The organism is Prochlorococcus marinus XMU1408, assembly GCF_003208055.1.
GTDB lineage: Bacteria > Cyanobacteriota > Cyanobacteriia > PCC-6307 > Cyanobiaceae > Prochlorococcus_B > Prochlorococcus_B marinus_A.
In genome coordinates this window covers 34093-58006 of the sequence record NZ_QJUE01000006.1, presented here as the reverse complement: position 1 = coordinate 58006, position 23914 = coordinate 34093, and the positions used below count along the sequence as shown (strand labels likewise).

Here is a 23914-nt window from a genome sequence, read left to right as displayed (position 1 = left end):
AAAAAAGATTTTCTATAACGGAAAAAAAACAGTAAGATGTAAAAAAAACGCAAGCCGGATATTAGTTCGGGTAATGCGAAGTTAGATCTTAATTAGCTCTATGCCTTTTGAAAATCAACAGCGTCTAACGCGTAGGAGAAGTTCTGCAGGTCCAACACCTCCTAAAAGGCCTTTAGGAGGTCAAGTAGATTCGGGAATGCGACAGAATGGTGGCCCAAGACCAACTTTCTTAACCCTTAGAGATCATGGAAAAGTCTATGTAGCGGATTTACCAAATTTGTCTGACGGACAACTTTCACACATTGGGAAAGAAGCTGATGAAGTGCTAACAAGTTTAGAGAGTAGAATTAATGACCTTGAACAAGAAGCAACTAATGGGCAAAGAGATAACGATACTTTGATAAAAGCTTCGACTAAGCATGAAGTAACTCTCAGATTTATACGAGCCATTCAGGACGAACAAGAACATAGAAAAAATAATCCTGCATTAAAAGATGCGGCTTCAGAGTCTTTACCACTCACATTCCTTGAGGTCGCTAGGCATAGATTGCCAGGTGCAACCTTTGACTCTTTGTTGCGAGAAGCATTAGAAGCTTGTGCTAAAGATGAAAAAGAGCCTGAAAAAGAAATAATTGAAAAAAATACAAATTCACAGCCTATTCCACCAGCAAAAGTGATTAGTCTTCCAACTTCCTCAGATTCAATGAAAGTGATTGTCAGTCCTGATACTTGAATTTTTATTAGGGACTAATGAAAGGATTTTGAGGCATATTTGCTAGACATTTATTCCTGTAAAAATCCAGACTTTCTTTTTCACTTTTAGTTAAAGACCAATTAAATGCAGATACTGCATCTTTAGCTTGAAACGGATTTCGAATCCCGACTATTGGCTTAGCTCCGTGAGATCTTACCCAATTCAATGCAACTTGTGCCTGGGATGCTGAATATCTTTTTCCAATATTCGACATCAATGTTCTCAATTCTATAGTTTTTGGCAGTATTCTTTCGAATAATTTTTGTCGTAAGAATGTGTTCGGTTTGGGTGATTGATTAGGTGGAATTGTTAGGATTCCCAGCCCTAATGGACTATAAGCTAAATATTCAATTTCATTTTCATCACATATATTTTTGATATTTTCATCGTCTAAAGATGGTTTTGTTAATAACGAAAGTTGCATTTGGATACTATTAATTTTAATTCCTCTTTTTTTCAGTTTTTTGAATAAAAAACTGAGTCTTCTTGGACCAGTATTAGAGAGCCCAATTTCTTTAATTAAACCTTCTTCATATAAATCTCCTAGGCCATTAAGTAATTGCTCTTCTTGCCAAGGTGCATAGCGATAAGTACTCCAATGAAGCTGCACTCTTTTCATATTCCCTTTCAGACGCTGATTACTTTCTTGAAAAGCTTTATTTAGACCATTGCGACCTATTCTCCATGGAAAGGGGGCAAGCTTTGTAGCGATGGTAATTTTTTTGAGCTTTCTTTTGGGTAATTCTTCTAGGAAATCGCCGATAAGTTTTTCACTTTGTCCAAATAAATTTCCAGTCCCATATGAATCTGCACTGTCAACAAGATCTAATCCTCCATCTATTGCATCAAAAAAAGTTTTTTTAAGTAAAATATCATCTGTTTCAGCTTTGTAGCCCCAAACAAGCTTATTTCCCCAAGCCCAAGTTCCAAAACCAATTCCCATTTTTTTCTTAGTCATGACTACATTAAAGTTATTTCTAATAAAGAAAATTAATATCATTATCTTACATGAATAAATTAAATAGCTTTCAAGAATCTTCTTTAGAAAAAAAACATAGCAATGAAGAAAATCACAATGATAATGAAAGTAAAGATCAACAAGAAAAAGTCCTATGCAATCATTGTGGAAGAACCTCTAGTAACGGGATAAGATGTCTAGGTATTTGTGTCGCAGATAATGACTATTAACTTATAATTTATACATAAGATTATCAAAAATATTCCTAATTTAAAGTATTAATCTTTCTTTTTTATTATTCAATTACATCAATAATCCCTTCAGTTATATATCTTGCCATTTTAGTTATATGTTTTCTTATTTCACCTTCTCTAACATTCCACTTTTTAGACATTTCCTTTACTTTTTTATTCTCTTTAACGTACTCAATCATTTTATTTGCTAAGTATACAGGTAATTCTTGTTGATTCGAAGAAGATAAAGTTTCCCATCCTTCTTTATCGATTAGTCCTATTTCCTGTAGATTTTTTGTATTCGTGAAATTATATAACTCTGTTATACCTATAGAAAGATAAAGAGATCCTAACTCATCAAGAAAACTTTTCGTGTTATTACCATTTTTGAATTCATTGATCTTTTCATCAAGTAACGATATTTGATCTAATTTACCTTCCTTTATTGAATTTAATAATTTATAAAAAGAACTGAATTCAATTTGATCAGACACTGTTCTTATTGTTTAATATGATTAATATTAATTCATGAATAATGTTTTCATGTGAATTCTTCTATTTAATTGTAATGAAAAAAAACCTTCATAACATGAGCAAAAAATATTCTATCAAGTAGTCAAAATAAGATGTAATTAATTGTTATGCTGATTACCTGTAAGCTTTTCGCTAGTGGTTCTTTTTGAGGCTAACTGTAAGAATGGATATATGATCAAAATTTAGATCTAGTACCAAAATCAATTTATTAATTTCTGAACCTTCTTGAAACTTGCTACTCGCTACACATGGAGCATTGAGCTGGAAGGCTTCCTTAGAAAAATTAAACGAATAATAATTAAGGCGGCACCCAGATTCGAACTGGGGATAAAGGATTTGCAATCCTCTGCCTTACCACTTGGCCATGCCGCCGAAAATGCAATCTTCATTTCCAATTCAAATCGTATCAGTCAAACCGAACAAAATCTTTTGTTTCTTTGTAATGGTCATGGAGAAGACACGATTGCTTGCAAGGTTATAGAAGCTCTCCATGAAATTAATCCAGATATCTCCCCTGCGGTTCTCCCGATGGTTGGAGATGGTGACGCATTCTCAAAGCTTGTAAAAGATGGCTGGCTTACCAAAATTGGCCCCTCAACAATTTTACCAAGCGGGGGATTTAGTAATCAGAGTTTTAGTGGCTTGGTTTTAGATTTAAAAGCTGGATTATTAGGAAGTCTCTGGAGACAATGGACTTTGATTCATAGATCAGCTAAAGAAGGAAGAATTGTCGTTGCAGTTGGAGATTTATTACCTCTTTTGTTCGCATGGGCTAGTGGGGCAAATTATTTGTTTGTTGGTACTCCTAAAAGTGATTACACATGGGCGAGTGGGCCTAGATCATCTTTGAGTGATTTTTACCATCGATTGAAAGGAACTGAGTGGGATCCTTGGGAATATTGGTTGATGCGATCTAGTCGATGCAGGATGGTTGTAGTCAGAGATAAAATTACCGCTAGAGGTTTGAGAAATCATGGAGTAAAGGCATTATCGCCGGGAAATCCAATGATGGATGGGATTTCTAAGAGAGAATGTCCTGATGATTTTAAAAAATATAGACGTTTGATTTTGTTATGTGGAAGTCGTTTGCCTGAGGCGTATCAGAATTTTAAAAGACTTCTAATTGCAATTCAGCTTATTCAAATTTCATCCTTAATTGCAGTATTTGTGCCTTTAAGTTCTTCTTCAATGAGAGAAAAAATAGAATTGATTTTGATTGACTTAGGTTTTAAACCTACTTATCAATCATCAGATGAAAATGGAATTTCGGAAACATGGAAAAAAAACTCATTACTCATATTGATAGGTTTTAATAAGTTTTCTTGTTGGGCTAAGTGGGGAGAAGTAGGAGTAGCTAATGCAGGAACAGCCACAGAACAATTAGTAGGTTTAGGTATCCCATGCGTGTCCTTGCCGGGTAAGGGACATCAATTTAATTTCAATTTTGCTAAGCGCCAAAGTCGTTTATTAGGAGGTGCTGTAACTATTGCGAAGAGGGATGAAACTCTCGCCAAACAAGTGGGGTTTTTACTAAATTCTGATTTTGATAGAGAGATTATTGGCTTAAGAGGATCAAAAAGAATGGGTCCCGAGGGTGGAAGTCATGCTATAGCCCTTATTATTTCTACTCACTTGTCCAAGGGTTTAGAGTGCGGTGTAATCTAGGAGAAGATTTTTTATGAAGATTTTCGATTCAATCTTCTGCCTATGCCACTAATTGAAGATCATCATTATCTTAAAATTTGTGCTCAGATAGCATCTTCTTTAAGTATTAGTATTTCAGCCGCTCGACGAAAAGTAGAGGTCGAGGCAGCTAAAGAAGGGAAAAAAGATTTGCAATCTAGAAAAGAAATTGCTCAAAAGATCCTTGAGCAAACTTTAAATGAGGATAAAAACCAGAGTGAATCCGCCTCGGCATCATTTGATCAATTATTAAAGGCTCTAAAAGAAGAGGAGAATTTTATGCTTGAGGATTAAGAGATCTGTAGATTGAAAAAATTAATGATCAAAAATATTTATAAATCTTTTTCTATCAAGCTCGGACAAAACTGGTACGCATTGGAAACATTTTTTGGCTAATTCCCATCTTTCTTCACGTTTCAACATCTCTTCAAGTTTGTGTTTTGCTCCTAGTAAAAATCTAACATCATTAGCCGCATAGATAAGTTGTTTTTGAGTTAAATCACCAACTTTTCCCCAGTCACTGCTTTGAGCTTGTTTATCTAATTCCACTCCAACAGTTTCCATAACTACTTCTTTCAATCCATGCCTTGGACTGTAAGTTCTACCTATTTTACTTGCTATTTTTGTACAAAAAATTGGATTAACGTAAATATTTAAATTACTTGCTAAGGCAGCCACATCAAATCTTGCAAAATGAAAGACTTTTTCAATTGTTTTTTTTTCAAGAATAGATTTTAAGTGTGGTGCTGAATTTTGATTTCGTTCTATACGAATACAAATAACATTATCAAATTCATCACATATTTGTATTAAACATAGCCTGTCTCTACCATGAATTAATCCCATGGCTTCGGTATCAACTGCTAAAGCTAAAGATGAGCTTAAAGCAATTTCCGTTTCATTATCTATGTCTTTATCAAAGATCTTGAAAGTAGAGGGCTCATCAAGTTTTTTTGGCATAACGAATTTAATGGGAATTTAATTGATCAGTAATTTCTTTATGATCTAATTCTAATACCTCAAATGATTGGAAATATTCAGTAAATTAAACGATTTTATCTTTTCAAATATCTTTTAATTTTTTTAGCTCACTTTTGTAGCTATGTTTTCCAGAACAATTAAAATAAAAAAGGTCGTATTTTTGAGATGCAATCTGCATTCTCCTCAACTTTATTTTTGACTATCCTATTAGCGATAGGCTTAGGGTTTTTTCTGCGAGCTGCTAGTAAGGACCGTACAACAGTAGTAGATGTTCAGTCTCCTTTGCCTCCTTTGGAAGTTTTGAAAGGCATTAGTTTTTGGTTAGAAGAACGTGGTTGGAAAAGAAATGGAGGCAATGTTGAAGAGAAATTGTTGATCTTTAATGGCAATGTTGCTTCTAGTACTTTTTTGGTGATCTTTTTATCTTGCCTAGGTGGAGTTGGCTCAGCCTGTTTGGGCCTTGTTCTGATTCAGCTTTATCCATTTTTGAGTTGGTGGCCATTATTACTGGCTGCAATTGGTGCACCTCTAGCTGGATTCATTTATCGTGTTAAATCCAAAAGAGAGGAATCATTAGAAGTTAAGTTATTAAGTTCAGATTTATCAGAGATCAGTATTTTACGAATCAAAGCTCATCGTGATGAGCTGATAGCAATTCAGTCGGAATTATCTGAAACTCTCGAGCTTAGTAGTGAAAATTCTCTACTTTCTTCACCTATTTAATTATTATTAGCGGTGAGAAATAAATTATTAAATAGTTTAAAATTAATAGTATTCTTAATTACTTTTTATGTTTTCTCTCAAGATTATTACAATAGGAATTTTAATCTTACTGAAGATTTTGAACTGATTATTGGTGAAAGTTCCAATCTTCCTGCAGCCTGGGTTGGAAGTATAGATGTGGATAAAAATATCCCTATTTTAATATTAGCTGGTCATGCAGATTCTCAGGGATTGGCTGGAGCTGGGACCCCTGGCGAAGCTGTTGATAAGTTTGGTTTGAATCCAATGGATCCTGAAATTAGCGATGAACTTTTTTGGAATTTAAAATTACAAGAATCAATTGTTAAACTTGGTAAAAAGAAAGGTTTAAATATCAGTTCTTATGACCCAGGGATACGAAATATAGATGATGCTAATGATCCAAGAACGAATTGGTCAGTAGGTAGGAGATTCGCCAAGCGTGGTGGGTACGCGATTGAGATTCATTTTGATGCATATGGTAAGTATGGAGTTGGTTCAGGCTTGATCCCTCCTTTCTCTGAGAAGCCAAATAAAATAGATGAGTCAATCGCAAGAACATTTGGAAGGTTTCCTGTTCTATTTAGAGGAGGTTTAGGTGCTCCAAGAAGGCAAATAAGGATTCTTGAAATTGGGAAATTAGAGGGTTTGCTAGAAAAAAATCTCAGAAATTTAAAAACAAGGCAAAAAACAATCAAGCTTCTTGCAAATGAAATAGTTCAGGCTTTTTTAGATGGAATAATCTAGAAGTGCAGTATCTAATCCAATGCTTTATGAGTTGAACACCTCTCTTCCAGAGATTTATCTGTAAACCAATCTTGAGGCTTAGTAAATAAATCTGTTAAAAGAGCCTCACGTGAATTTTCTTCTGGCTTATATCCATACTCCCATCTTGCTAAGGGTGGTAAAGACATCAATATTGACTCAGTTCTTCCATTAGTTTGCAAGCCAAAAATGGTGCCTCTATCCCATACCAAATTGAATTCAGCATATCTACCTCGCCTATAAAGTTGAAAGTCTCTTTCTTTTGTTGAAAATATCTGATTTTTTCGCTTTTTTATTATTGGCTCATAGGAGGGCAGAAATGCCTGCCCGCATGCTTTGGCAAGTGAAAAAAGATTTTCCCAATTTAAAGAATAGTTCCCTAGCTCTTTTGATATGTGAGAGGCTTTCCCATTGGCATTTTGTCCTTTATATAGTAAACCTGATCCATCTTGATAGTCATAAAAAATACCTCCAACTCCTCTTGTTTCATTTCGATGTTTTAAGAAGAAATATTCGTCACACCAAGGTTTAAAAACCTTATGAAGATCAGTGTTAATGGTGTCACATGCAGCTTTATGACATGAGTGAAAGTGACGTGTATCAGAAAGGTATGGATAGAAAGGGGTTAGATCCGCACCTCCACCAAACCACCAAACAGGACCAGCTTCAAAATATCTGTAATTAAGATGCACAGTTGGTATGTAGGGACTTTTGGGGTGCAGAACCATTGAGGTTCCTGTTGCAAACCAAGAGTGACCTTTTGCTTCAGGCCTTTGGCTGATAATTGAAGGTGGTAGTTCATTGCCATGTACTTCAGAAAAATTCACGCCTCCTTGTTCAAAGATTTTTCCATCTTTTAAGACCCTGGAGCGCCCTCCGCCACCCTCAGGTCTCTCCCAAGATTCTTCTAAGAATTTCCCTTCTCCATCAATAGTTTCAAGGCCAGCACAAATTTCATCTTGTAGCCCTAAGACAAGCTTTTTAGCTCTTTCTCTTGAATTTTTTGCCGGTAAATTGGCAAGATTTTGTGAGGAGGACAAAATTAATTTTATTTTTCTTTCTTTAGAAAAATACTTTCAAATGATGCAAATTTCACACCAATATTGGAAAAGTTTGTATTGCGAATAGTTTTTTATTTATTACCAAAGGGCCTATCATTGGGTTAGGAAGTGGAAATTGCGTTGATTTTTTCACTATTATCAAGTGTATTAGAAATTAAGAATGAAAACCATCGACAAGGTTTTAAAGGCTTTTGATTCAGTCAAAGATGTAGGAAGTAAGCGATCTATTAGTGAGCTTGGATGGCTGAAAATAGTTTCAGTAACTCCACCAAAAATAGTTGTAAGATTGACTCTTCCAGATTTTGCTCAAGCTCAGAGAGATCGCATTGCTGGCGATATTAGGGAAAGTATAAAGTCTTTGGAGGATTTTGAAGAAGTTCAAATTGAGATAGGTAATTCATCTTCATCTGATCAGTCTCCAATTGGTAAAGCTGGTCACGGTGGTCAATCTCAGGGACTAAGCCCTGTACCAAATGTAAAAAATGTGCTTGCCATAAGCAGTGGTAAAGGCGGCGTAGGAAAAAGTACGATTGCGGTGAATTTAGCGTGTGCACTAAGTCAAAATGGGTTCAAGGTTGGCTTGCTTGATGCGGATATCTATGGTCCAAATACCCCCTATATGCTTGGTGTGAGTGAAATAACACCTGAAGTTAGTGGTTCTGGTTCTGATCAAAAGATTATTCCCATTGAAACCTGCGGAATCGGCATGGTTTCAATGGGATTATTAATTGATCAAGATCAGCCAGTTATTTGGCGTGGACCAATGCTGAATGGAATTATTAGGCAATTTTTATATCAAGCTTCTTGGGGAGAACGTGATTTTTTGATAGTAGACCTTCCTCCTGGAACTGGAGATGCTCAACTTTCATTGGCTCAGGCAGTGCCTATGGCAGGTGTGATCATAGTGACAACTCCACAAAATGTATCCCTTCAAGACTCAAGAAGGGGGTTGGCAATGTTTAAACAAATGAATATTCCTATCCTTGGGGTTATTGAAAATATGACTTATTTCATTCCTCCAGATCAGCCTCAAAAATCTTATGAGATTTTTGGTTCAGGTGGAGGTAAACAATTATCTAAAGAAAACAATGTCCCATTACTTGCTCAGATACCAATAGAAACAGACATCTATTCGGGTACAGGCAATGATCTTCCAGTCGTTCATACGTCTCGAGATTCAATAACAGCAAAGGTATTTTTAGAACTTGCTAGAACGGTTAGTAATTCACTATCTGTTAAATACTAACTTACAATTATGATTGACTTTGGCCGTAAAAAAATATCTGGGTTGAATCTAATTAGGAATAAAAAATTTTGGAAGAATGTAGATTATATAATTTGGATTGTACCTATTATTTTAGTACATTTATCATGTTTTTTAATTGCGAGTACTCAAAGAGTTATTGGAATTACAGATTGGTATCAACATGCAATTATGGCTTATATTGGTTTTTTAATTATTTATTTTATTGCTCAATTTCCTTTGGAAGGTTTAAGAAAATATATTTTCCCAATATACTTAATTACTCTTTTAATACTTCTATATGTAAATTTTAGTGGTACTTCTGCCCTTGGTGCTCAGAGATGGCTCAGTTTTGCTGGTTTCAATATTCAACCATCGGAGGTTGCAAAAATAACTTTAATACTGGTCTTAGCTTCGATTTTAGATCGACGGCGGTTTGCTGATTTATCTCATTTAACGAAACCTTTATTAGTTTCTTTTTTACCTTGGATTTTGGTTTTTTTACAGCCTGATCTTGGAACATCTCTTGTTTTTGGAGCAATACTACTTGGAATGTTGTATTGGTCAGGAATGCCATATGAATGGGCATTTATTATTTTGGCTACTTTGGTGACAGGTTTACTTGCATGCTTGTACAAAATAGGTCTGATTATTTGGATACCAATAATTGGTTTTTTAGCGTATAAATCTCTACCCAAAAAAAAATTATTAACATTACTTGTAATCTTATTTCATTCTTGTATAGCAAAAATTACTCCTTGGTTTTGGTTAAATGTATTGAAGGATTATCAAAGAGATAGATTAATTATTTTTGTTGATCCCACTCAAGATCCATTAGGTGGTGGTTACCATATGCTCCAAAGCAAAATTGGTATTGGATCAGGAGGCTTGATTGGCTCAGGTCTAATGCAAGGACAATTGACAAAACTAAAATTTATACCAGAGCAACATACTGATTTTATTTTTAGTGCTCTTGGAGAAGAAACTGGTTTTTTAGGTTCTTTGTTGGTTATATTTTTATTCTTTATTTTAATTTTTCGATTAATAAGAATATCTATTGAAGCTCGAACAAACTTTGAGTCTTTAATTGTGATTGGAATAGCTTCAATGTTTATTTTTCAGATTATGGTGAATATATTTATGACAATTGGTCTTGGTCCTGTCACAGGAATTCCATTACCTTTTATGAGCTATGGAAGGACTGCTTTATTAGTTAATTTTATAAGTTTAGGTTTTTGTTTATCTGTCTCTAGAAGAGGTCAATCTATAAGAAAAAATCTCTGATCAAAAGCTTTAATTGATGTGTAGCTTAAAAAAAATTTTAAATGATTAGGAATAGAGGTTTCAGTTTTGATTGGATTTATTATCGGGAAGAATGAGTGATTAGTTTTATCCTTCATGTAAAGGAAAGAAATCCTCACTATCTGAATAAACCAATATTTTCACTAAATTAGTTATCTTGTTATGTAAAAGTATTTGCTTTAGAAGGTTTAATTACCTTTTTAACTATTGGATATATAGACCAGTTAGGTCCCATTATCCTATTTTGTTCAATAAGTCTTTCATTTGCTTCTTTGCACAGATTGATTGAGAGGATCTCAATTCAATTTAAGCAAAATAGTCAGATAAAAATTCTTCCAGAAAATTCAACTCTGCTTTCTATGCTTTTTCATCCTTCAAAATCTATTCAATCAAACGGATTTAAAGGATTGTATAAAGTCAGGAGGTTTGTGTGAGCTCGTCTCTAGTAACAATTCAAGATTTACAAAAAAGGATGGCTCAAGGCGTCCTTAACACTTCATGCAGTGAATCTGCAGTGCGAAGAATGTGGTGGGCAGCGTTGGATACTCTGCAGTCAGATATTTTGATGCCTATGAATCTGACTAGAGGTTTGTGGCTGTCTTCTCCATTACCGGCTCTTTATGAACCAAAATTATTGAAGAAATTTCAAGGATGGGTTTGGGCACCAAAGGATTTGTTTAATCTTGCAAATCCTTCTGTGGGGATATTGCCTCCCAGTCAATCAGTTTCGATGGATATTCATAGTGATTCCTCAAACTATGAGCGATTGACTCTTCTTGAGGAAGATGGGAATGATCCTTTGCTAATAGTTATTACTCCTGAAATTCAGATTGCACTTGCTTTAGAAGGTGAATGTCATGAGCGCAAATTATTGATGCGCAGTGATCCTGAAACTTTGAGTGATCTTTTAACATTGCTTGATAATAGATTGAATACAGAAAATATTGAACAGGCTAATAATCTTAGAAACGCTCTTGAAGAGATGGGTCAGTTAAAAACAAATGATGATCTATCCAAAGTCTTTTGGCCTTTATTATCTCAACGTTTGGCAGATATTGCACCAAGTTTAAATATCCAGACTTTGCCAGACAACATAATTAATGATGATGATAAATCAAGTTCAAAAAGTAATGAAATCACCTTGCTTGAAGCTTTGACACATGAAATTAGAACTCCTTTGGCGACAATCAGAACTTTGATAAGATCTCTTATGAGAAAGCAAGATTTACCTAAAGTTGTTGCAAATCGTTTGAAGCAAATAGATATTGAATGTACAGAACAAATTGATCGATTTGGTTTGATTTTTAATGCAGTTGAGTTGGAGAGAAGCAAGCCAGAACAAACTAATTTAGCTCTAACTGATTTAGGTAAAATGATCACAATGCTTTCTCCCGTTTGGAGTAATCAGCTAGAGCGAAAAGGGTTAAAACTTATTCTTGACATCACTTCAGATTTGCCAAAAGTTTTGAGTGATTCTGAAGGTCTTGAATTGATGTTGACTGGTCTTATTGACCGCAATACTCGAGGATTACAAACTGGTGGGGAATTAACTTTGAAATTGAGACCAGCTGGGCAAAGACTAAAGCTTCAAATCTTAACGCAGCTTTCTACAACCCATACTTCAGAAGCGCCTGAAAACGTTTCAAATGAGGAAATTGGTCCAGTTCTTAGCTGGAATCCAGCAACGGGAAATTTACAGCTTAGTCAGGCTGCTACTCAAAGGCTGTTAAAAAGTCTTGGTGGTCGTCTTACTAATAGGAGAGATAGTGGAATAACAATATTTTTTCCTATTTCCGAATTAAAAGAATTTGATTCTGTTGATTAATGTTGACGCGTGTGAAGTTGACTTGAAATGAGTCAAAAGGCACAAAATAAAGTGCTAATTTAAAAATATAAAGAAAAAGCAGATTTAATTGAAAAAATGACCGAAGTATTACCTGGATCACTTCCGAAGCATATTGGTAGCACTGGGGGATTATTAAACTCGGCTGAAACCGAGGAAAAATATGCAATTACTTGGACAAGTAAGTCTTCTGAGGTCTTTGAACTTCCAACTGGTGGCGCTGCCGTAATGCATGCGGGTGAAAATCTTATGTACTTTGCTCGAAAAGAACAGTGTTTTGCTTTGAATACTCAATTGAGAGGATTTAAGCCAAGAATAGAAACTTGTCAAATATATAGAATTTATCCTGGAGGAGATAGAGAATTACTTTTCCCGAAAGATGGCGTTTTCTCTGAGAAGCCAAATGAAGGTCGTCTGAAAGAAGGTTATAACAATAGGCGAATTGGCGAAAATCCTAATCCAGCAAGCTTGAAATTTAGCGGAAAAAATACTTACGATGCATAAGTAATCGAATTTAAACTTTTGCTCCCTTTAAATCCATATATTGGGCTGCCATTATGCAGTCATGCATAGTTCAGATAAGAAACAATTTCTTCTATCAGCCTCCAGCGGGGCAAACTATATTCCACTGGCAAAAAGTTGGCCAGCGGATCTAGAAACACCCCTATCGACTTGGCTTAAGGTTGGGAACCATAACGCACCAGGGGTTTTACTTGAATCAGTGGAAGGTGGAGAAAACATAGGGAGGTGGAGTGTAGTTGCATCAGATCCTCTTTGGAAGGTGATAGTTAGGGGTAATGAATTGACAAGATTATGGAGAGATGGGAAAGAAGAAAAGTTCCATGGAAGTCCGATTGAAACTCTAAGAAAAATGCTTGCGCCCTATAAATCTGTTTCTTTGTCAGGCTTACCGCAATTAGGACAACTCTTTGGAATGTGGGGGTATGAACTAATTCAATGGATTGAGCCTTCAGTTCCTACTTATGAATTAACTGATCAAGAGTTGCCAGATGGGATTTGGATGTTTATGGATAAAATTCTTATTTTTGATCAAGTCAAACGTCTAATCACAGCTGTTGCATATGGAAATTTAAGTCAGGGTATTTCTGTTGAAAAGGCTTATGAAACTGCCTGTAAACAAATCAACGAACTTCAAGATTTAATGGCAGAGCCTTTAAAGCCTATTAAGTCTTTAAAGTGGAATGAAAAAGGTAATAGATCAATTGATATGACTTTCAATACTACAAAAAGTGAATTTGAAAATAGTGTTAGATTAGCAAAAGAATTTATTAAAAAAGGTGATGTTTTTCAATTAGTCCTTAGTCAAAAATTGGAGTCGACTGTTTCGCAAAAGCCATTTGAATTATATAGAAGCTTGAGGATGGTTAATCCTTCACCATTTATGGCATTTTTTGATTTTGGAGATTGGCAACTGATCGGCTCAAGTCCGGAAGTGATGGTTAAAGCCCAACAAACAGAAAAAGGCATTCAAGCTAGTTTGAGACCAATAGCAGGCACTCGTCCAAGAGGTAAAAATGAGTTAGAAGATGCAATGCTAGAGAAAGATCTTTTAAAAGATCCTAAAGAAAGAGCTGAACATGTCATGTTAGTAGATCTTGGTCGAAATGATTTAGGTCGAGTTTGCTTTCCAGGTAGTGTTTTTGTAAAAGAATTAATGGTCATAGAAAAATATTCGCATGTAATGCACATAGTTAGTGAGGTGGAAGGCTATCTAGAAAAAGGAAAGGATGTTTGGGATTTGTTGATTGCTTCTTTCCCTGCTGGGACTGTTAGTGGTGCTCCAAAGATAAGAGCAATGCAATTAATTAATCAACTAGAAAAACAACGACGAGGCCCTTATTCTGGCGTTTATGGGTCTATTGATCTAAATGGAGCATTGAATACAGCTATTACTATCAGAACAATGGTTGTACGTAAGAAAAATAAACATGATTTTACTGTACAAGTTCAGGCTGGGGCTGGAGTTGTTGCGGATTCCATTCCTTCTAATGAGTATCAAGAAACTTTAAATAAGGCGAGAGGAATGTTTACTGCTTTAGCTTGCTTAGTAGGTCCTGACTTATGACCGATCTTATGCTTTTAAAGGGCTTTGAAGTGGAGCTTTTTACAGGTACATTTGCTGGTACAAATGTAGGGGTTGCGTCATCTGTTACTAAAGATCTTTTAGATTTTGTAAAAGAGCCTGATCAAAGAAATATTGAGTACATAACAGTTCCAGATAAAAGATATGCAGTTTTAAAACATGCGCTTTTACTACCCAGACAAAAACTTAGAAAATGGCTTGATTTAAAAAAATTGACTATTCTTCCAGGAAGTACATTGAGTCTTGGAAATACAAAAATTTTTGAAAGGTCAGATTCAAAAAATTTATATCACTCATTTATAGAAAAAAATTATGGAACAAAGGTTGTAACAGCAAGTATTCATATCAATTTAGGTATTGAAAATTTGTCCTTACTTTTTTCAGCCCTTCGTTTGGTTAGATGTGAAGCATCCTTATTTCTTGCATTAAGTGCTAGTTCTCCTTTCTTGGAAGGGAAGGCAACAGGGGTGCATTCTCAAAGATGGGTGCAATTCCCGAAGACACCATCAAATGTTCCTATGTTTTTGGATCATGCACATTATGTGACCTGGATTGAAGAGCAACTAAGTCAGGGCAAAATGCTTAATGAAAGACATTTATGGACATCAGTCAGACCAAATGGGCCAGAGAGGCCTCATCTTTTAAATAGATTAGAACTGAGGATATGTGATTTGGTATGCAATGTTGACTTGCTTTTGGCAATTACTGCATTATTGGAACTGAGAATTATTAATCTTAAAAACAACTTAAAAAAGTATGATCCAATCGAAGCAAGCTCAAAATCGTCAACAGAATTGGCTTTTTTATCAGATGAAAATGATTTGAATGCAGCTAAATTTAGTCTTGATGCAGATTTATCTCATTGGAGAGATGGAAAACAAATAAAGTGTATAGATTGGATAAAGGAAATTCTGTTAGATGTTACTCCTTTGGCGAAGGAGCTTGATATCTTTGAATTACTTAAACCTATCGAATCTGTTTTAACAAATGGAAATCAATCAATGATATGGCTTGATTCTTATTCGAAGGGTGCATCAATTCAGTCCTTGCTTCATAAAGGTATTAATGATATGGAACGAGAAGAAGCGAATTTCATTCAAATGAAATCACCGACTTAGTGACTAAGTCGGTAGAACTGCCTCATAATAGGTTTATGTTGAAAAATCTTCCTAACGAAAATATCTCTAATCACTCGACAGCGTGTGTTGAGGATCAAGACCCTGGATATTTATTGCAGCAAAGGCTTGAACTAGTCGAGGACCTTTGGAAAACAGTTCTCAAAAGTGAATGTCCCCATGAGCAAACTGAGCGATTATTGCGTTTAAAGCAATTAAGTGACCCTAGCAAGTCAAATCAAGATAATTCTTCGCAGGCAATAGTTAAATTAATTACGGAAATGGACTTAGCTGAGGCTATTTCTGCTGCAAGGGCTTTCTCTCTTTATTTTCAATTGGTAAATATTCTTGAGCAACGAATAGAAGAAGATAGTTATTTAGACAGTATGAAAAAAGGAAAGCAAGATCAAAACACTTATAAAATAGATCCTTTTGCTCCAGCTTTAGCTAATCAGACAGCGCCAGCAACTTTTAGACAATTGTTTGAGCGATTACGTTGTCTCAATGTCCCTCCTGCTCAGCTAGATGCTTTGATGAGGGAAATGGATATTCGCCTTGTTTTTACGGCTCATCCAACTGAAATAGTTAGACACACTGTTAGACACAAACAACGCAGAGTAGCCACTCTGTTACAACAACTGCAATCAAATAACTTAATCTCTGACTCTGAGAAGGAGATATTTAGATTGCAATTAGAGGAGGAGATAAGACTTTGGTGGAGAACTGATGAGCTTCATCAATTTAAACCAACTGTTCTTGATGAGGTCGATTATGCACTTCATTATTTTCAGCAGGTTTTGTTTGACGCAATGCCTCAATTAAGAAGGAGACTCACTACAGCTTTAGCCTCTAGTTATCCAGATGTTGAGATTCCTAATGAAGCTTTTTGTACATTTGGTTCTTGGGTAGGTTCCGATCGTGATGGGAACCCATCTGTAACTCCAGAAATCACATGGAGAACAGCTTGCTATCAAAGACAATTAATGTTGGATAGATATATTGCATCCGTGCAAGAGCTTAGAGACCAATTGAGTATATCTATGCAATGGAGTCAAGTAAGTGCTCCTTTGTTAGAATCATTAGAAATGGACAGAGTCCGTTTTCCTGATATCTATGAGGAAAGGGCTGCTAGATATCGTTTAGAACCTTACCGTTTGAAACTAAGTTATACATTAGAACGATTACGACTTACTCAACTTCGTAATAAACAGTTAGCAGATGCTGGATGGCAATTCTCACCCGAAGGTAAACCTTTAACAACTACAAATAATAGCTTTGATGAATTTCTCCACTATAGGTCTGTAGATGAATTTAAGAATGAATTAGAACTTATTAAAAATAGCTTAGTTAGTACAGATCTGACTTGTGAACCTCTAGATACTTTATTGAATCAAGTGCATATCTTTGGCTTCTCTTTGGCCAGCTTAGATATAAGGCAAGAGAGTACAAGACATAGTGATGCTTTGGATGAACTCACTAAGTATTTAGATTTATCAACTTCATATGGGGTGATGGACGAGAAAAGTCGAGTTGAATGGTTAATGAAAGAATTGCAAACTCGGCGACCATTGATCCCCCCTGCTTTTGAGTGGTCAAAAAGTACTCAGGAAACGATCTCAGTTTTTCATATGCTTCATAGGCTTCAGAAAGAATTTGGTACTCGTATATGTCGCTCATATGTAATTTCAATGAGTCATACAGCTTCGGATTTATTAGAAGTTCTTCTTTTAGCAAAAGAGTCAGGTTTAATTGATCCAACTTTAGGAGCTGCTGATTTTCTTGTTGTTCCATTATTTGAAACTGTGGAGGATTTACAACATGCTCCTTCTGTAATGGAGTCGCTGCTTCAGTCAGATATTTATCGTGACTTATTGCCACGAGTAGGAGAAAGAATCCAACCACTTCAGGAACTTATGCTTGGATATTCTGATAGTAATAAGGATTCTGGTTTTCTTTCCAGTAATTGGGAAATTCACAAGGCCCAAATAGCACTTCAGGATCTTGCTAGTAGACAAGGAATAGCATTACGTATTTTCCATGGTAGAGGTGGGTCAGTAGGAAGGGGAGGAGGACCTGCTTATCAAGCAATTTTGGCTCAACCAAGTGGTACCCTTCAAGGCCGAATAAAAATAACTGAGCAAGGAGAGGTTCTTGCTTCAAAATATAGTCTTCCAGAACTGGCTCTTTATAATCTTGAGACTGTAACTACAGCTGTTCTCCAGAATAGCTTAGTTACTAATAAATTAGATGCTACGCCAAGTTGGAATGAATTGATGACGAGACTTGCAGCTCGTTCAAGAGAGCATTATCGTGCTCTAGTACATGATAATCCAGAATTAGTTCAATTTTTTCAAGTAGTGACTCCAATAGAGGAAATAAGTAAGTTGCAAATTTCTAGTCGTCCTGCTCGAAGGAAGAGTGGCGCAAAAGACTTATCAAGTCTTCGTGCTATCCCATGGGTCTTTGGTTGGACTCAGAGTCGTTTCCTCTTGCCAAGTTGGTTCGGTGTTGGCACAGCTTTCGCCACTGAACTGAATAAAGATCCCGACCAATTGGAGATGCTTCGAATGTTGAATCAAAGATGGCCATTTTTCAGGATGTTGATTTCTAAAGTAGAGATGACACTTTCAAAAGTAGATTTAGATGTTGCACATCACTATATGGTTAGTCTAGGTGGCAATGATAATCGAGATGCTTTTGCTCGTATTTTCGAGATTATATCTAGTGAGTATAGTTTGACTAAGAAATTAATTCTGGAAATTACTGATAAGCCAAAATTATTAAGTGCGGATCCTGCATTGCAATTGTCTGTAAATCTACGCAATAGGACAATTGTTCCACTAGGATTTTTACAAGTCGCTCTTCTGAAACGATTAAGAGATCAGAATCGTCAACCTCCAATTAGTGAAGATTTGAGTATGGACTCTACTCAGAGTTCTCGAACATATAGTCGTAGTGAATTATTACGTGGAGCATTGTTGACAATTAATGGCATTGCTGCAGGTATGAGAAATACAGGATGACATGCTTGGATTAAATTCAGCAAATAAATGTCCTCAAATTCCTGAGGGCTTTGTTCTTCTTAGAAGTGAAATTGGTTCGGTACGTAAAATCAATAGGCTTCTATCCAAATGTAATCAAGATACTCATCAACCAAGAAAGTTAGAATTAGCCTTGAAAAGTAGTGATTTTTATTTAACTCTTATTCACAAGACTTCTGATGACCTTGTAGGTTTTGTTCGTGTGACAAGTGATAAAGGTTTAAATGCCAATTTGTGGGATTTAGTGGCAGAACCTGGAGATCAGCAAGAAAAATATATTTCTATCGTAGTTTTCAAGGCAATTGAAATTATTAGACGTGAATTACCAGGGTGTAGCATTTCGGTTGCTGCACCATTGATTTCTCTTAAAGCATTAAAAGCAAATGGATTTTTGTTGGATCCAAATGGTATTAAAACAATGGGATTTAGACTGTGAAATAAAATAATGCTCACGAGCATGGAGGGACTCGAACCCCCGACTCTCAGAACCGGAATCTGATGCTCTATCCAACTGAGCTACATGCCCAAAAAGGGTTGTGATTAAAAAAAGGCCAAATACTGAGACCTTATTAAAATTAGCTTACATACAAATTCCATAAAGAAACATTCAACTTCATCAGTTAGAACTTAATAATTTTCGTAATTATCGACGTTTTCAGTTTGAGTTAACTGCAAATAGATTGATAGTAATTGGTCAAAATGGAGTTGGTAAATCTAATCTTCTTGAATCGGTAGAGTTATTGTCTAGTTTACGTTCTCATCGATCCAACCGAAATCAGGACTTGATTTTTTGGGACGAAGACAAGGCTTTCTTAACTGCATTGATTGATGATGATCAAAAACTTTCGTTGGAGTTAAATCGAAAAGGTGGTAGAAAAGCTTACAAAAATGACAAACTTTTAAGTCGTCAAATTGATTTGATTGGACCTATGAGAAGTGTAGGGTTTAGTGCTTTGGATCTTGACTTAATAAGAGGAGAGCCATCTTTAAGAAGAAATTGGCTAGATAGAATTGTTCAACAACTTGAGCCAATTTACTCTGACTTGATTAGTAGGTTCTCTAGGCTGCTTAGGCAACGAAGCCAGCTTTGGCGTAATTTTACTATTGAATCGAATAATGACAAAAATATTTTATTAGATTCTTTTGATATGCAAATGGCTTTAGTGAGTACCAGAATTCATCGAAGACGTAGGCGTATCTTAAATCGCCTACTTCCAATTGCTGCATGCTGGCAACAACATTTAAGTAATAGTAAAGAAAAACTGAATATTACATATTTACCAGGTAGTAAACTTGAAGGCGAAGAAAGTGAAAAGATTTGGAGGGAGAGTATTGAACGTCAACTTTTTGAGATGAGGACTGAGGAAGAGATGACGGGTAATTGTCGAGTTGGTCCTCATCGTGATGATGTTCAGTTTTTAGTAAATGGAGTAGATGCTAGACGTTTTGGTTCTGCTGGTCAGCAGAGAACAATTGTTTTGTCTTTGAAATTAGCAGAATTAGAATTAATTAAAACTTTGTATGGCCAATCTCCAATTTTACTTTTAGATGATGTATTGGCGGAGCTGGACCCCAAAAGACAATTATTGCTTTTAGATGCTGTCGGTCAAAAACATCAATGCTTAATAAGTGCAACACATGTGGAATCTTTTGAAGGTGAATGGGTACGTAACTCACAATTAATTGAATTAGATTCCATTGGTTGAAACTATTTGTCGGTTATTGTGGGAATGATTTTCTGAATAGATATGGAACCTTTTTTTTCAGAATTGCATCCAAATCCTGGATGGCATGAGTCGTGCAAGTTAAATGATACGGAAGCTTTACATACTATTACTAGTGAGAATATTGGCAAACACTGCATACTTGAACTTTATCAATGTGATCTTGTGAAGCTTAATGATGAAGCTTTTGTAAGGACAACCATTACTTCATCAGCCAAAATTGCAGGAGCAACACTTTTGAATTTGGTAACACATAGTTTTAAACCTCAGGGTGTTACTGGACTAGCTTTATTGGCTGAATCGCATATCTCAATACATACATGGCCTGAGATTGCTTATGCAGCAATTGATGTGTTCACGTGTGGGGACCATACTATGCCTGAAAAGGCCTGCAAGTTTCTAGCTGAAGATTTTATGGCTAAGCACTTTTCTTTGAAAAATATCCCAAGAGAAATCCCTTTAGGGATTCAAACCTTGCATCGTCAACCTTGATGAAATGATCAGTATATCAATGATAATTTCGCTATTGCAGTTTATTTCTAACTTGTCGTTATATCTCTAGTAAGCTTTCCACTAATCAAACCCTCAAGATCAACGCTTATTGAATGAAAACCTAAAGATAAAAAATATTTAATTAATTTATTCCTTTCAATAATTTTAAGAAAGTCATCTATTTGATTTGCAGGCAATTCGATTCTTGCCGCTAGACCTTGACTTCTTACACGTACTTTTGAAAACCCTTGATTAATAATCCATTCTTCTGCTAACGCAATTTTCTCAAGTCTTTTCGAACTGATTTCTTCTCCAAAAGGAATGCGAGATGCTAAACAAGGTTGAGCAGGTTTATCCCACCAAGGTAAACCTAATGATTTAGAAATTGAACGAATTGATTTTTTATCAATTTTGAGTTCGGCTAGAGGCGATTTCACTCCTGCCTGAGTAGATGCATTAATTCCTGGTCGAAAGTCGTGAAGGTCGTCATAATTAACTCCATCCAGTACTTGAGCATTATTTGATCTTTGTGAAATTTGATTTAAATGTTTGTGCAATTCTTTTTTGCACGCATAGCATCTATTTTCAGGATTCTTAAAGTAATTTGGTTCCTTGAGTTCATTCGTTTGGCATTCTTCATGACGTATACCAATCCAAGCGGCTTGAAGACGAGCTTGTCTAAGCAAATATGGAGCTAATGAGGGTGAGACACCAGTAACAGCAAAGGCTTTGGAACCTAGTTGCTCTTGTGATATGGTCGCAATTAAAGAACTATCGACTCCTCCTGAATAAGCAACACAAACATTATTTGTATCTTTAATAAACTCTCTTAACAACTTTAGTTGTTTGAGTTCTAAGTCGGTTAAGGATTCAAGTTGACTAAAAAACACTTTTTTATAAGATCATTAATTTGATGAAATTGAAACTTCTACACTCGTTCATTTTGTATGTATTATGCATATTCTATGACGCCTCATGTAGAAGAAGTTAAGTTGCATTTATAAGAATCAGAATTATCGATCGTGGTATCAAACGGTATAGGAATTACTACAGCATCGGAAAGCCAGGAACGTAGTCATGGACAATTACATGTATATGACGGAGAGGGAAAAGGAAAGAGTCAGGCTGCTTTGGGAGTGGTTTTGAGAACTATAGGTTTAGGAATATGTGAGAAAAGACAAACAAGAGTACTACTTCTCAGATTTTTGAAAGGACCTGGACGTGCATATGACGAGGATGCAGCAATTGATGCTTTGCAGCAAGGTTTCCCCCATCTAATTGATCAAGTTAGAACTGGTAGAGGTGAATTTTTTAACGCTGATCAATCTACACAGTTTGATTATCAAGAAGCTCAAAGAGGATGGGATATCGCAAAAGGGGCAATTGCGAGTGCTTTGTATTCGGTAGTTGTCTTAGATGAATTGAATCCAGTTCTAGATTTAGGATTGTTACCTATTGAGGAAGTTGTTAAAACTTTGACCTCAAGACCTAACGGTATGGAAATTATCGTCACTGGGAGGGCTGCACCAAATTCTCTCATTAAAGTTGCAGAACTGCATTCTGAGATGAAAGCTCATAGACGCCCTGATATGAATCACGATGAAAATTTATTTGAGAATAATATTGGTGGGATTGAAATATATACCGGTGAAGGGAAAGGAAAATCAACGAGTGCTTTGGGTAAAGCTTTACAAGCTATAGGTAGAGGGATCAGTCAAGACAAGAGTCATCGTGTATTAATTTTGCAATGGCTTAAGGGTGGTAGTGGTTATACGGAGGATGCGGCCATTGCAGCTCTTCGAGAGAGTTATCCTCATTTAGTAGATCATCTTCGATCTGGGAGAGATGCAATTGTTTGGAGGGGGCAACAAAAGCCTATTGATTATGTAGAAGCTGAAAGGGCATGGGAAATTGCAAGGGCAGGGATTGCAAGCGGTTTATATAAGACTGTGATTTTGGATGAGCTGAATCCAACGGTTGATTTGGAGCTGCTACCAGTTGAGCCGATTGTTCAAACATTACTGCGCAAACCGTCAGAGACTGAGGTAATCATTACTGGAAGGTGTAAAAATCATCCTGTATATTTTGATTTAGCAAGCGTTCATTCTGAGATGGTGTGTCATAAGCACTATGCAGAAAAAGGAGTTGATTTAAAAAAAGGAGTCGATTATTAGTTTTAATTAAGTTTTTCTTTATACCAGGCTTCAATACCTCCTTCAATATTAATACCAGTAATTCCAAATTTTTTTAAGTGCTTTATTGCGCGCAATGATCTTTTCCCACTTTTACAAAATATATAAAGTTTTTTTTGTGCGGCAAGATTTTTCATTTCATTAATGGCGGCTCCACTTTCAATTGTACTAAGAGGTATTAGTCTGGATCCAGAAATAGAACCTTCAATATGTTCATTTGGGTTGCGAACATCAATTAATAATATTTCTTGTGATGCTTTACTAAGCAGTAACTTTAATTCAGTTGCCGAAATATTTTTTATATCAAAATTTACCTCATTTTTAACTTTAATATTCGAACAATAACTTTCGTAATCTATTAGTTGGCTGATATTTCTGTTTTCTGGATTAGATCTCAATTTTAGCTCTTTAAAATTCATTGTTAATGCATTAAATATTAAGACTCTTCCATTAAGTGGAAAACCAATATTTGTTATTATTTTTATTACTTCAGTTGCCTGGATTGTACCAATAATACCTGGAAGAATTCCCATGACTCCTGCCTCAGAGCACGAGGGTATTAGCTCTTTTGGTGGGGGTGTAGGAATTAGATCTCTATAGTTAGGGCTATCTGCTTTTAAATTAAATACACTTGCTTGGCCTTCGAATTTTGCAATTGAACCATATATACTTGGTTTGTTAAGTAACAGACAAGCATCATTAATTAAATATCTAGTTGGAAAGTTGTCTGAACAATCACATATTACGTCATAATTTTTAAGTATAGCTAGGGCATTGTTACTTGTTAACTTTTCATTGAATAAATCGACTTTGCAAGAAGGATTTATTTTGAGAATTTGTTCTTTTGCAGAGAGTGTTTTTAGGATACCTATCGAATGTGTTGTATGAATAATTTGTCTTTGTAAATTTGATAATTCAACGACATCAAAATCAACTATGCCGATATTTCCAATTCCTGCTGCGGCAAGATAAATTAAAAGAGGGGATCCTAGACCTCCAGTTCCTATGCAAGCAACCGAACTAGTTTTAAGTTTCTCTTGGCCTTTAATACCTATTTCAGGAAGACTTATATGTCTTGCATACCTAGAAAATTCATCAGAACTTAAATTAGATTCACTCTGGTTATGATCCATTCATCAAACCCTTAA

The 23914-nt window shown here is 35.6% G+C and carries 23 protein-coding genes and 2 tRNA genes; 17 read left to right on the top strand and 8 right to left on the bottom strand.

Annotated elements, in window-relative coordinates; translation table 11 throughout:
* The first annotated feature begins 100 nt into the window (after positions 1 to 100).
* Positions 101 to 733 (top strand): histidine phosphotransferase, encoded by a 633-nt coding sequence (locus DNJ73_RS08805; protein ID WP_158467338.1) that lies wholly within the window; start codon positions 101 to 103, stop codon positions 731 to 733.
* Between the two features lie 7 nt (positions 734 to 740).
* On the opposite strand, the gene DNJ73_RS08800 is transcribed toward DNJ73_RS08805, so the two are convergent.
* Positions 741 to 1712 carry an aldo/keto reductase gene (locus DNJ73_RS08800; protein ID WP_158467337.1) on the bottom strand — a complete coding sequence of 324 codons (972 nt, stop codon included), beginning with the start codon at positions 1710 to 1712 and terminating at the stop codon, positions 741 to 743.
* A gap of 50 nt (positions 1713 to 1762) precedes the next feature.
* Between DNJ73_RS08800 and DNJ73_RS08795 the strand changes: the two genes are divergently transcribed.
* Positions 1763 to 1942 (top strand): hypothetical protein, encoded by a 180-nt coding sequence (locus DNJ73_RS08795; RefSeq protein ID WP_158467336.1) that lies wholly within the window; start codon positions 1763 to 1765, stop codon positions 1940 to 1942.
* 65 nt (positions 1943 to 2007) lie between these two features.
* Here DNJ73_RS08795 and DNJ73_RS08790 read toward each other — a convergent pair whose 3' ends face one another.
* Both DNJ73_RS08790 and DNJ73_RS08785 read right to left on the bottom strand, forming a co-directional pair.
* A complete protein-coding gene (locus DNJ73_RS08790; protein ID WP_158467335.1) occupies positions 2008 to 2439 on the bottom strand; it encodes a hypothetical protein in 432 nt (143 codons plus the stop codon).
* A gap of 341 nt (positions 2440 to 2780) precedes the next feature.
* A tRNA-Cys gene (locus DNJ73_RS08785) sits at positions 2781 to 2851 on the bottom strand.
* A gap of 57 nt (positions 2852 to 2908) precedes the next feature.
* Between DNJ73_RS08785 and DNJ73_RS08780 the strand changes: the two genes are divergently transcribed.
* Together DNJ73_RS08780 and DNJ73_RS08775 are read left to right on the top strand one after the other, a co-directional pair.
* The gene (locus tag DNJ73_RS08780) at positions 2909 to 4144 is read left to right on the top strand and encodes a lipid-A-disaccharide synthase-related protein (protein ID WP_257473440.1); all 1236 of its coding nucleotides are present in this window, start codon (positions 2909 to 2911) and stop codon (positions 4142 to 4144) included.
* A 42-nt stretch (positions 4145 to 4186) separates the two neighbouring features.
* Positions 4187 to 4456, top strand: a complete 270-nt coding sequence (locus tag DNJ73_RS08775) for a hypothetical protein (protein WP_158467334.1) — start codon at positions 4187 to 4189, stop codon at positions 4454 to 4456.
* A gap of 21 nt (positions 4457 to 4477) precedes the next feature.
* Here the strand turns inward: DNJ73_RS08775 and DNJ73_RS08770 are convergent, their stop codons facing one another.
* Positions 4478 to 5122, bottom strand: coding sequence for a ribonuclease D (locus DNJ73_RS08770; RefSeq protein WP_158467333.1), 645 nt, complete (start codon positions 5120 to 5122; stop codon positions 4478 to 4480).
* Positions 5123 to 5308: 186 nt separating this feature from the next.
* On the opposite strand from DNJ73_RS08770, the gene DNJ73_RS08765 reads away from it, so the two are divergent.
* Positions 5309 to 5866, top strand: coding sequence for a cofactor assembly of complex C subunit B (locus tag DNJ73_RS08765; protein ID WP_158467332.1), 558 nt, complete (start codon positions 5309 to 5311; stop codon positions 5864 to 5866).
* A gap of 12 nt (positions 5867 to 5878) precedes the next feature.
* Positions 5879 to 6631, top strand: coding sequence for an N-acetylmuramoyl-L-alanine amidase (locus tag DNJ73_RS08760; RefSeq protein WP_158467331.1), 753 nt, complete (start codon positions 5879 to 5881; stop codon positions 6629 to 6631).
* A gap of 11 nt (positions 6632 to 6642) precedes the next feature.
* Here DNJ73_RS08760 and hemF read toward each other — a convergent pair whose 3' ends face one another.
* Complete coding sequence (gene hemF, locus DNJ73_RS08755; protein WP_158467330.1) at positions 6643 to 7689, bottom strand: oxygen-dependent coproporphyrinogen oxidase; 1047 nt, start codon at positions 7687 to 7689, stop codon at positions 6643 to 6645.
* Positions 7690 to 7870: 181 nt separating this feature from the next.
* Between hemF and DNJ73_RS08750 the strand changes: the two genes are divergently transcribed.
* The 8 genes from DNJ73_RS08750 to DNJ73_RS08715 all read left to right on the top strand — a co-directional run bounded on the left by DNJ73_RS08750 (position 7871) and on the right by DNJ73_RS08715 (position 18794).
* Positions 7871 to 8956 (top strand): Mrp/NBP35 family ATP-binding protein, encoded by a 1086-nt coding sequence (locus DNJ73_RS08750; protein ID WP_158467329.1) that lies wholly within the window; start codon positions 7871 to 7873, stop codon positions 8954 to 8956.
* Positions 8957 to 8965: 9 nt separating this feature from the next.
* Entirely contained in the window at positions 8966 to 10237 is a 1272-nt protein-coding gene (gene rodA, locus DNJ73_RS08745; protein ID WP_158467328.1) for a rod shape-determining protein RodA, read from the top strand.
* A 448-nt stretch (positions 10238 to 10685) separates the two neighbouring features.
* Entirely contained in the window at positions 10686 to 12080 is a 1395-nt protein-coding gene (locus DNJ73_RS08740) for a sensor histidine kinase (protein WP_158467327.1), read from the top strand.
* A gap of 96 nt (positions 12081 to 12176) precedes the next feature.
* A complete protein-coding gene (psaD, locus tag DNJ73_RS08735; protein WP_158467326.1) occupies positions 12177 to 12602 on the top strand; it encodes a photosystem I reaction center subunit II in 426 nt (141 codons plus the stop codon).
* A gap of 61 nt (positions 12603 to 12663) precedes the next feature.
* Complete coding sequence (locus DNJ73_RS08730; RefSeq protein WP_158467325.1) at positions 12664 to 14184, top strand: anthranilate synthase component I family protein; 1521 nt, start codon at positions 12664 to 12666, stop codon at positions 14182 to 14184.
* Positions 14181 to 15320: a glutamate--cysteine ligase gene (gene gshA, locus DNJ73_RS08725; protein ID WP_158467324.1), complete on the top strand. Its 1140-nt coding sequence runs from the start codon at positions 14181 to 14183 to the stop codon at positions 15318 to 15320. Before DNJ73_RS08730 ends, gshA begins: the two co-directional genes overlap by 4 nt.
* 35 nt (positions 15321 to 15355) lie before the next feature.
* Positions 15356 to 18340 carry a phosphoenolpyruvate carboxylase gene (gene ppc / locus DNJ73_RS08720; RefSeq protein ID WP_158467409.1) on the top strand — a complete coding sequence of 995 codons (2985 nt, stop codon included), beginning with the start codon at positions 15356 to 15358 and terminating at the stop codon, positions 18338 to 18340.
* A 1-nt stretch (position 18341) separates the two neighbouring features.
* Complete coding sequence (locus DNJ73_RS08715; protein ID WP_158467323.1) at positions 18342 to 18794, top strand: N-acetyltransferase; 453 nt, start codon at positions 18342 to 18344, stop codon at positions 18792 to 18794.
* A gap of 16 nt (positions 18795 to 18810) precedes the next feature.
* Here the strand turns inward: DNJ73_RS08715 and DNJ73_RS08710 are convergent.
* Positions 18811 to 18884 (bottom strand) — tRNA-Arg (locus DNJ73_RS08710).
* 79 nt (positions 18885 to 18963) lie between these two features.
* Between DNJ73_RS08710 and recF the strand changes: the two genes are divergently transcribed.
* On the top strand, positions 18964 to 20064 hold the full coding sequence (gene recF / locus DNJ73_RS08705) for a DNA replication/repair protein RecF (protein WP_158467322.1): 1101 nt from the start codon (positions 18964 to 18966) through the stop codon (positions 20062 to 20064).
* Positions 20065 to 20106: 42 nt separating this feature from the next.
* Positions 20107 to 20574 carry an adenosylmethionine decarboxylase gene (gene speD / locus DNJ73_RS08700; RefSeq protein WP_158467321.1) on the top strand — a complete coding sequence of 156 codons (468 nt, stop codon included), beginning with the start codon at positions 20107 to 20109 and terminating at the stop codon, positions 20572 to 20574.
* Positions 20575 to 20621: 47 nt separating this feature from the next.
* Here the strand turns inward: speD and larE are convergent, their stop codons facing one another.
* Complete coding sequence (gene larE, locus DNJ73_RS08695) at positions 20622 to 21464, bottom strand: ATP-dependent sacrificial sulfur transferase LarE (RefSeq protein ID WP_158467320.1); 843 nt, start codon at positions 21462 to 21464, stop codon at positions 20622 to 20624.
* A 132-nt stretch (positions 21465 to 21596) separates the two neighbouring features.
* Between larE and DNJ73_RS08690 the strand changes: the two genes are divergently transcribed.
* Positions 21597 to 22748 (top strand): cob(I)yrinic acid a,c-diamide adenosyltransferase, encoded by a 1152-nt coding sequence (locus DNJ73_RS08690; RefSeq protein WP_158467319.1) that lies wholly within the window; start codon positions 21597 to 21599, stop codon positions 22746 to 22748.
* 2 nt (positions 22749 to 22750) lie between these two features.
* On the opposite strand, the gene moeB is transcribed toward DNJ73_RS08690, so the two are convergent.
* Complete coding sequence (moeB, locus tag DNJ73_RS08685) at positions 22751 to 23899, bottom strand: molybdopterin-synthase adenylyltransferase MoeB (protein ID WP_158467318.1); 1149 nt, start codon at positions 23897 to 23899, stop codon at positions 22751 to 22753.
* Positions 23900 to 23914: the final 15 nt, after the last annotated feature.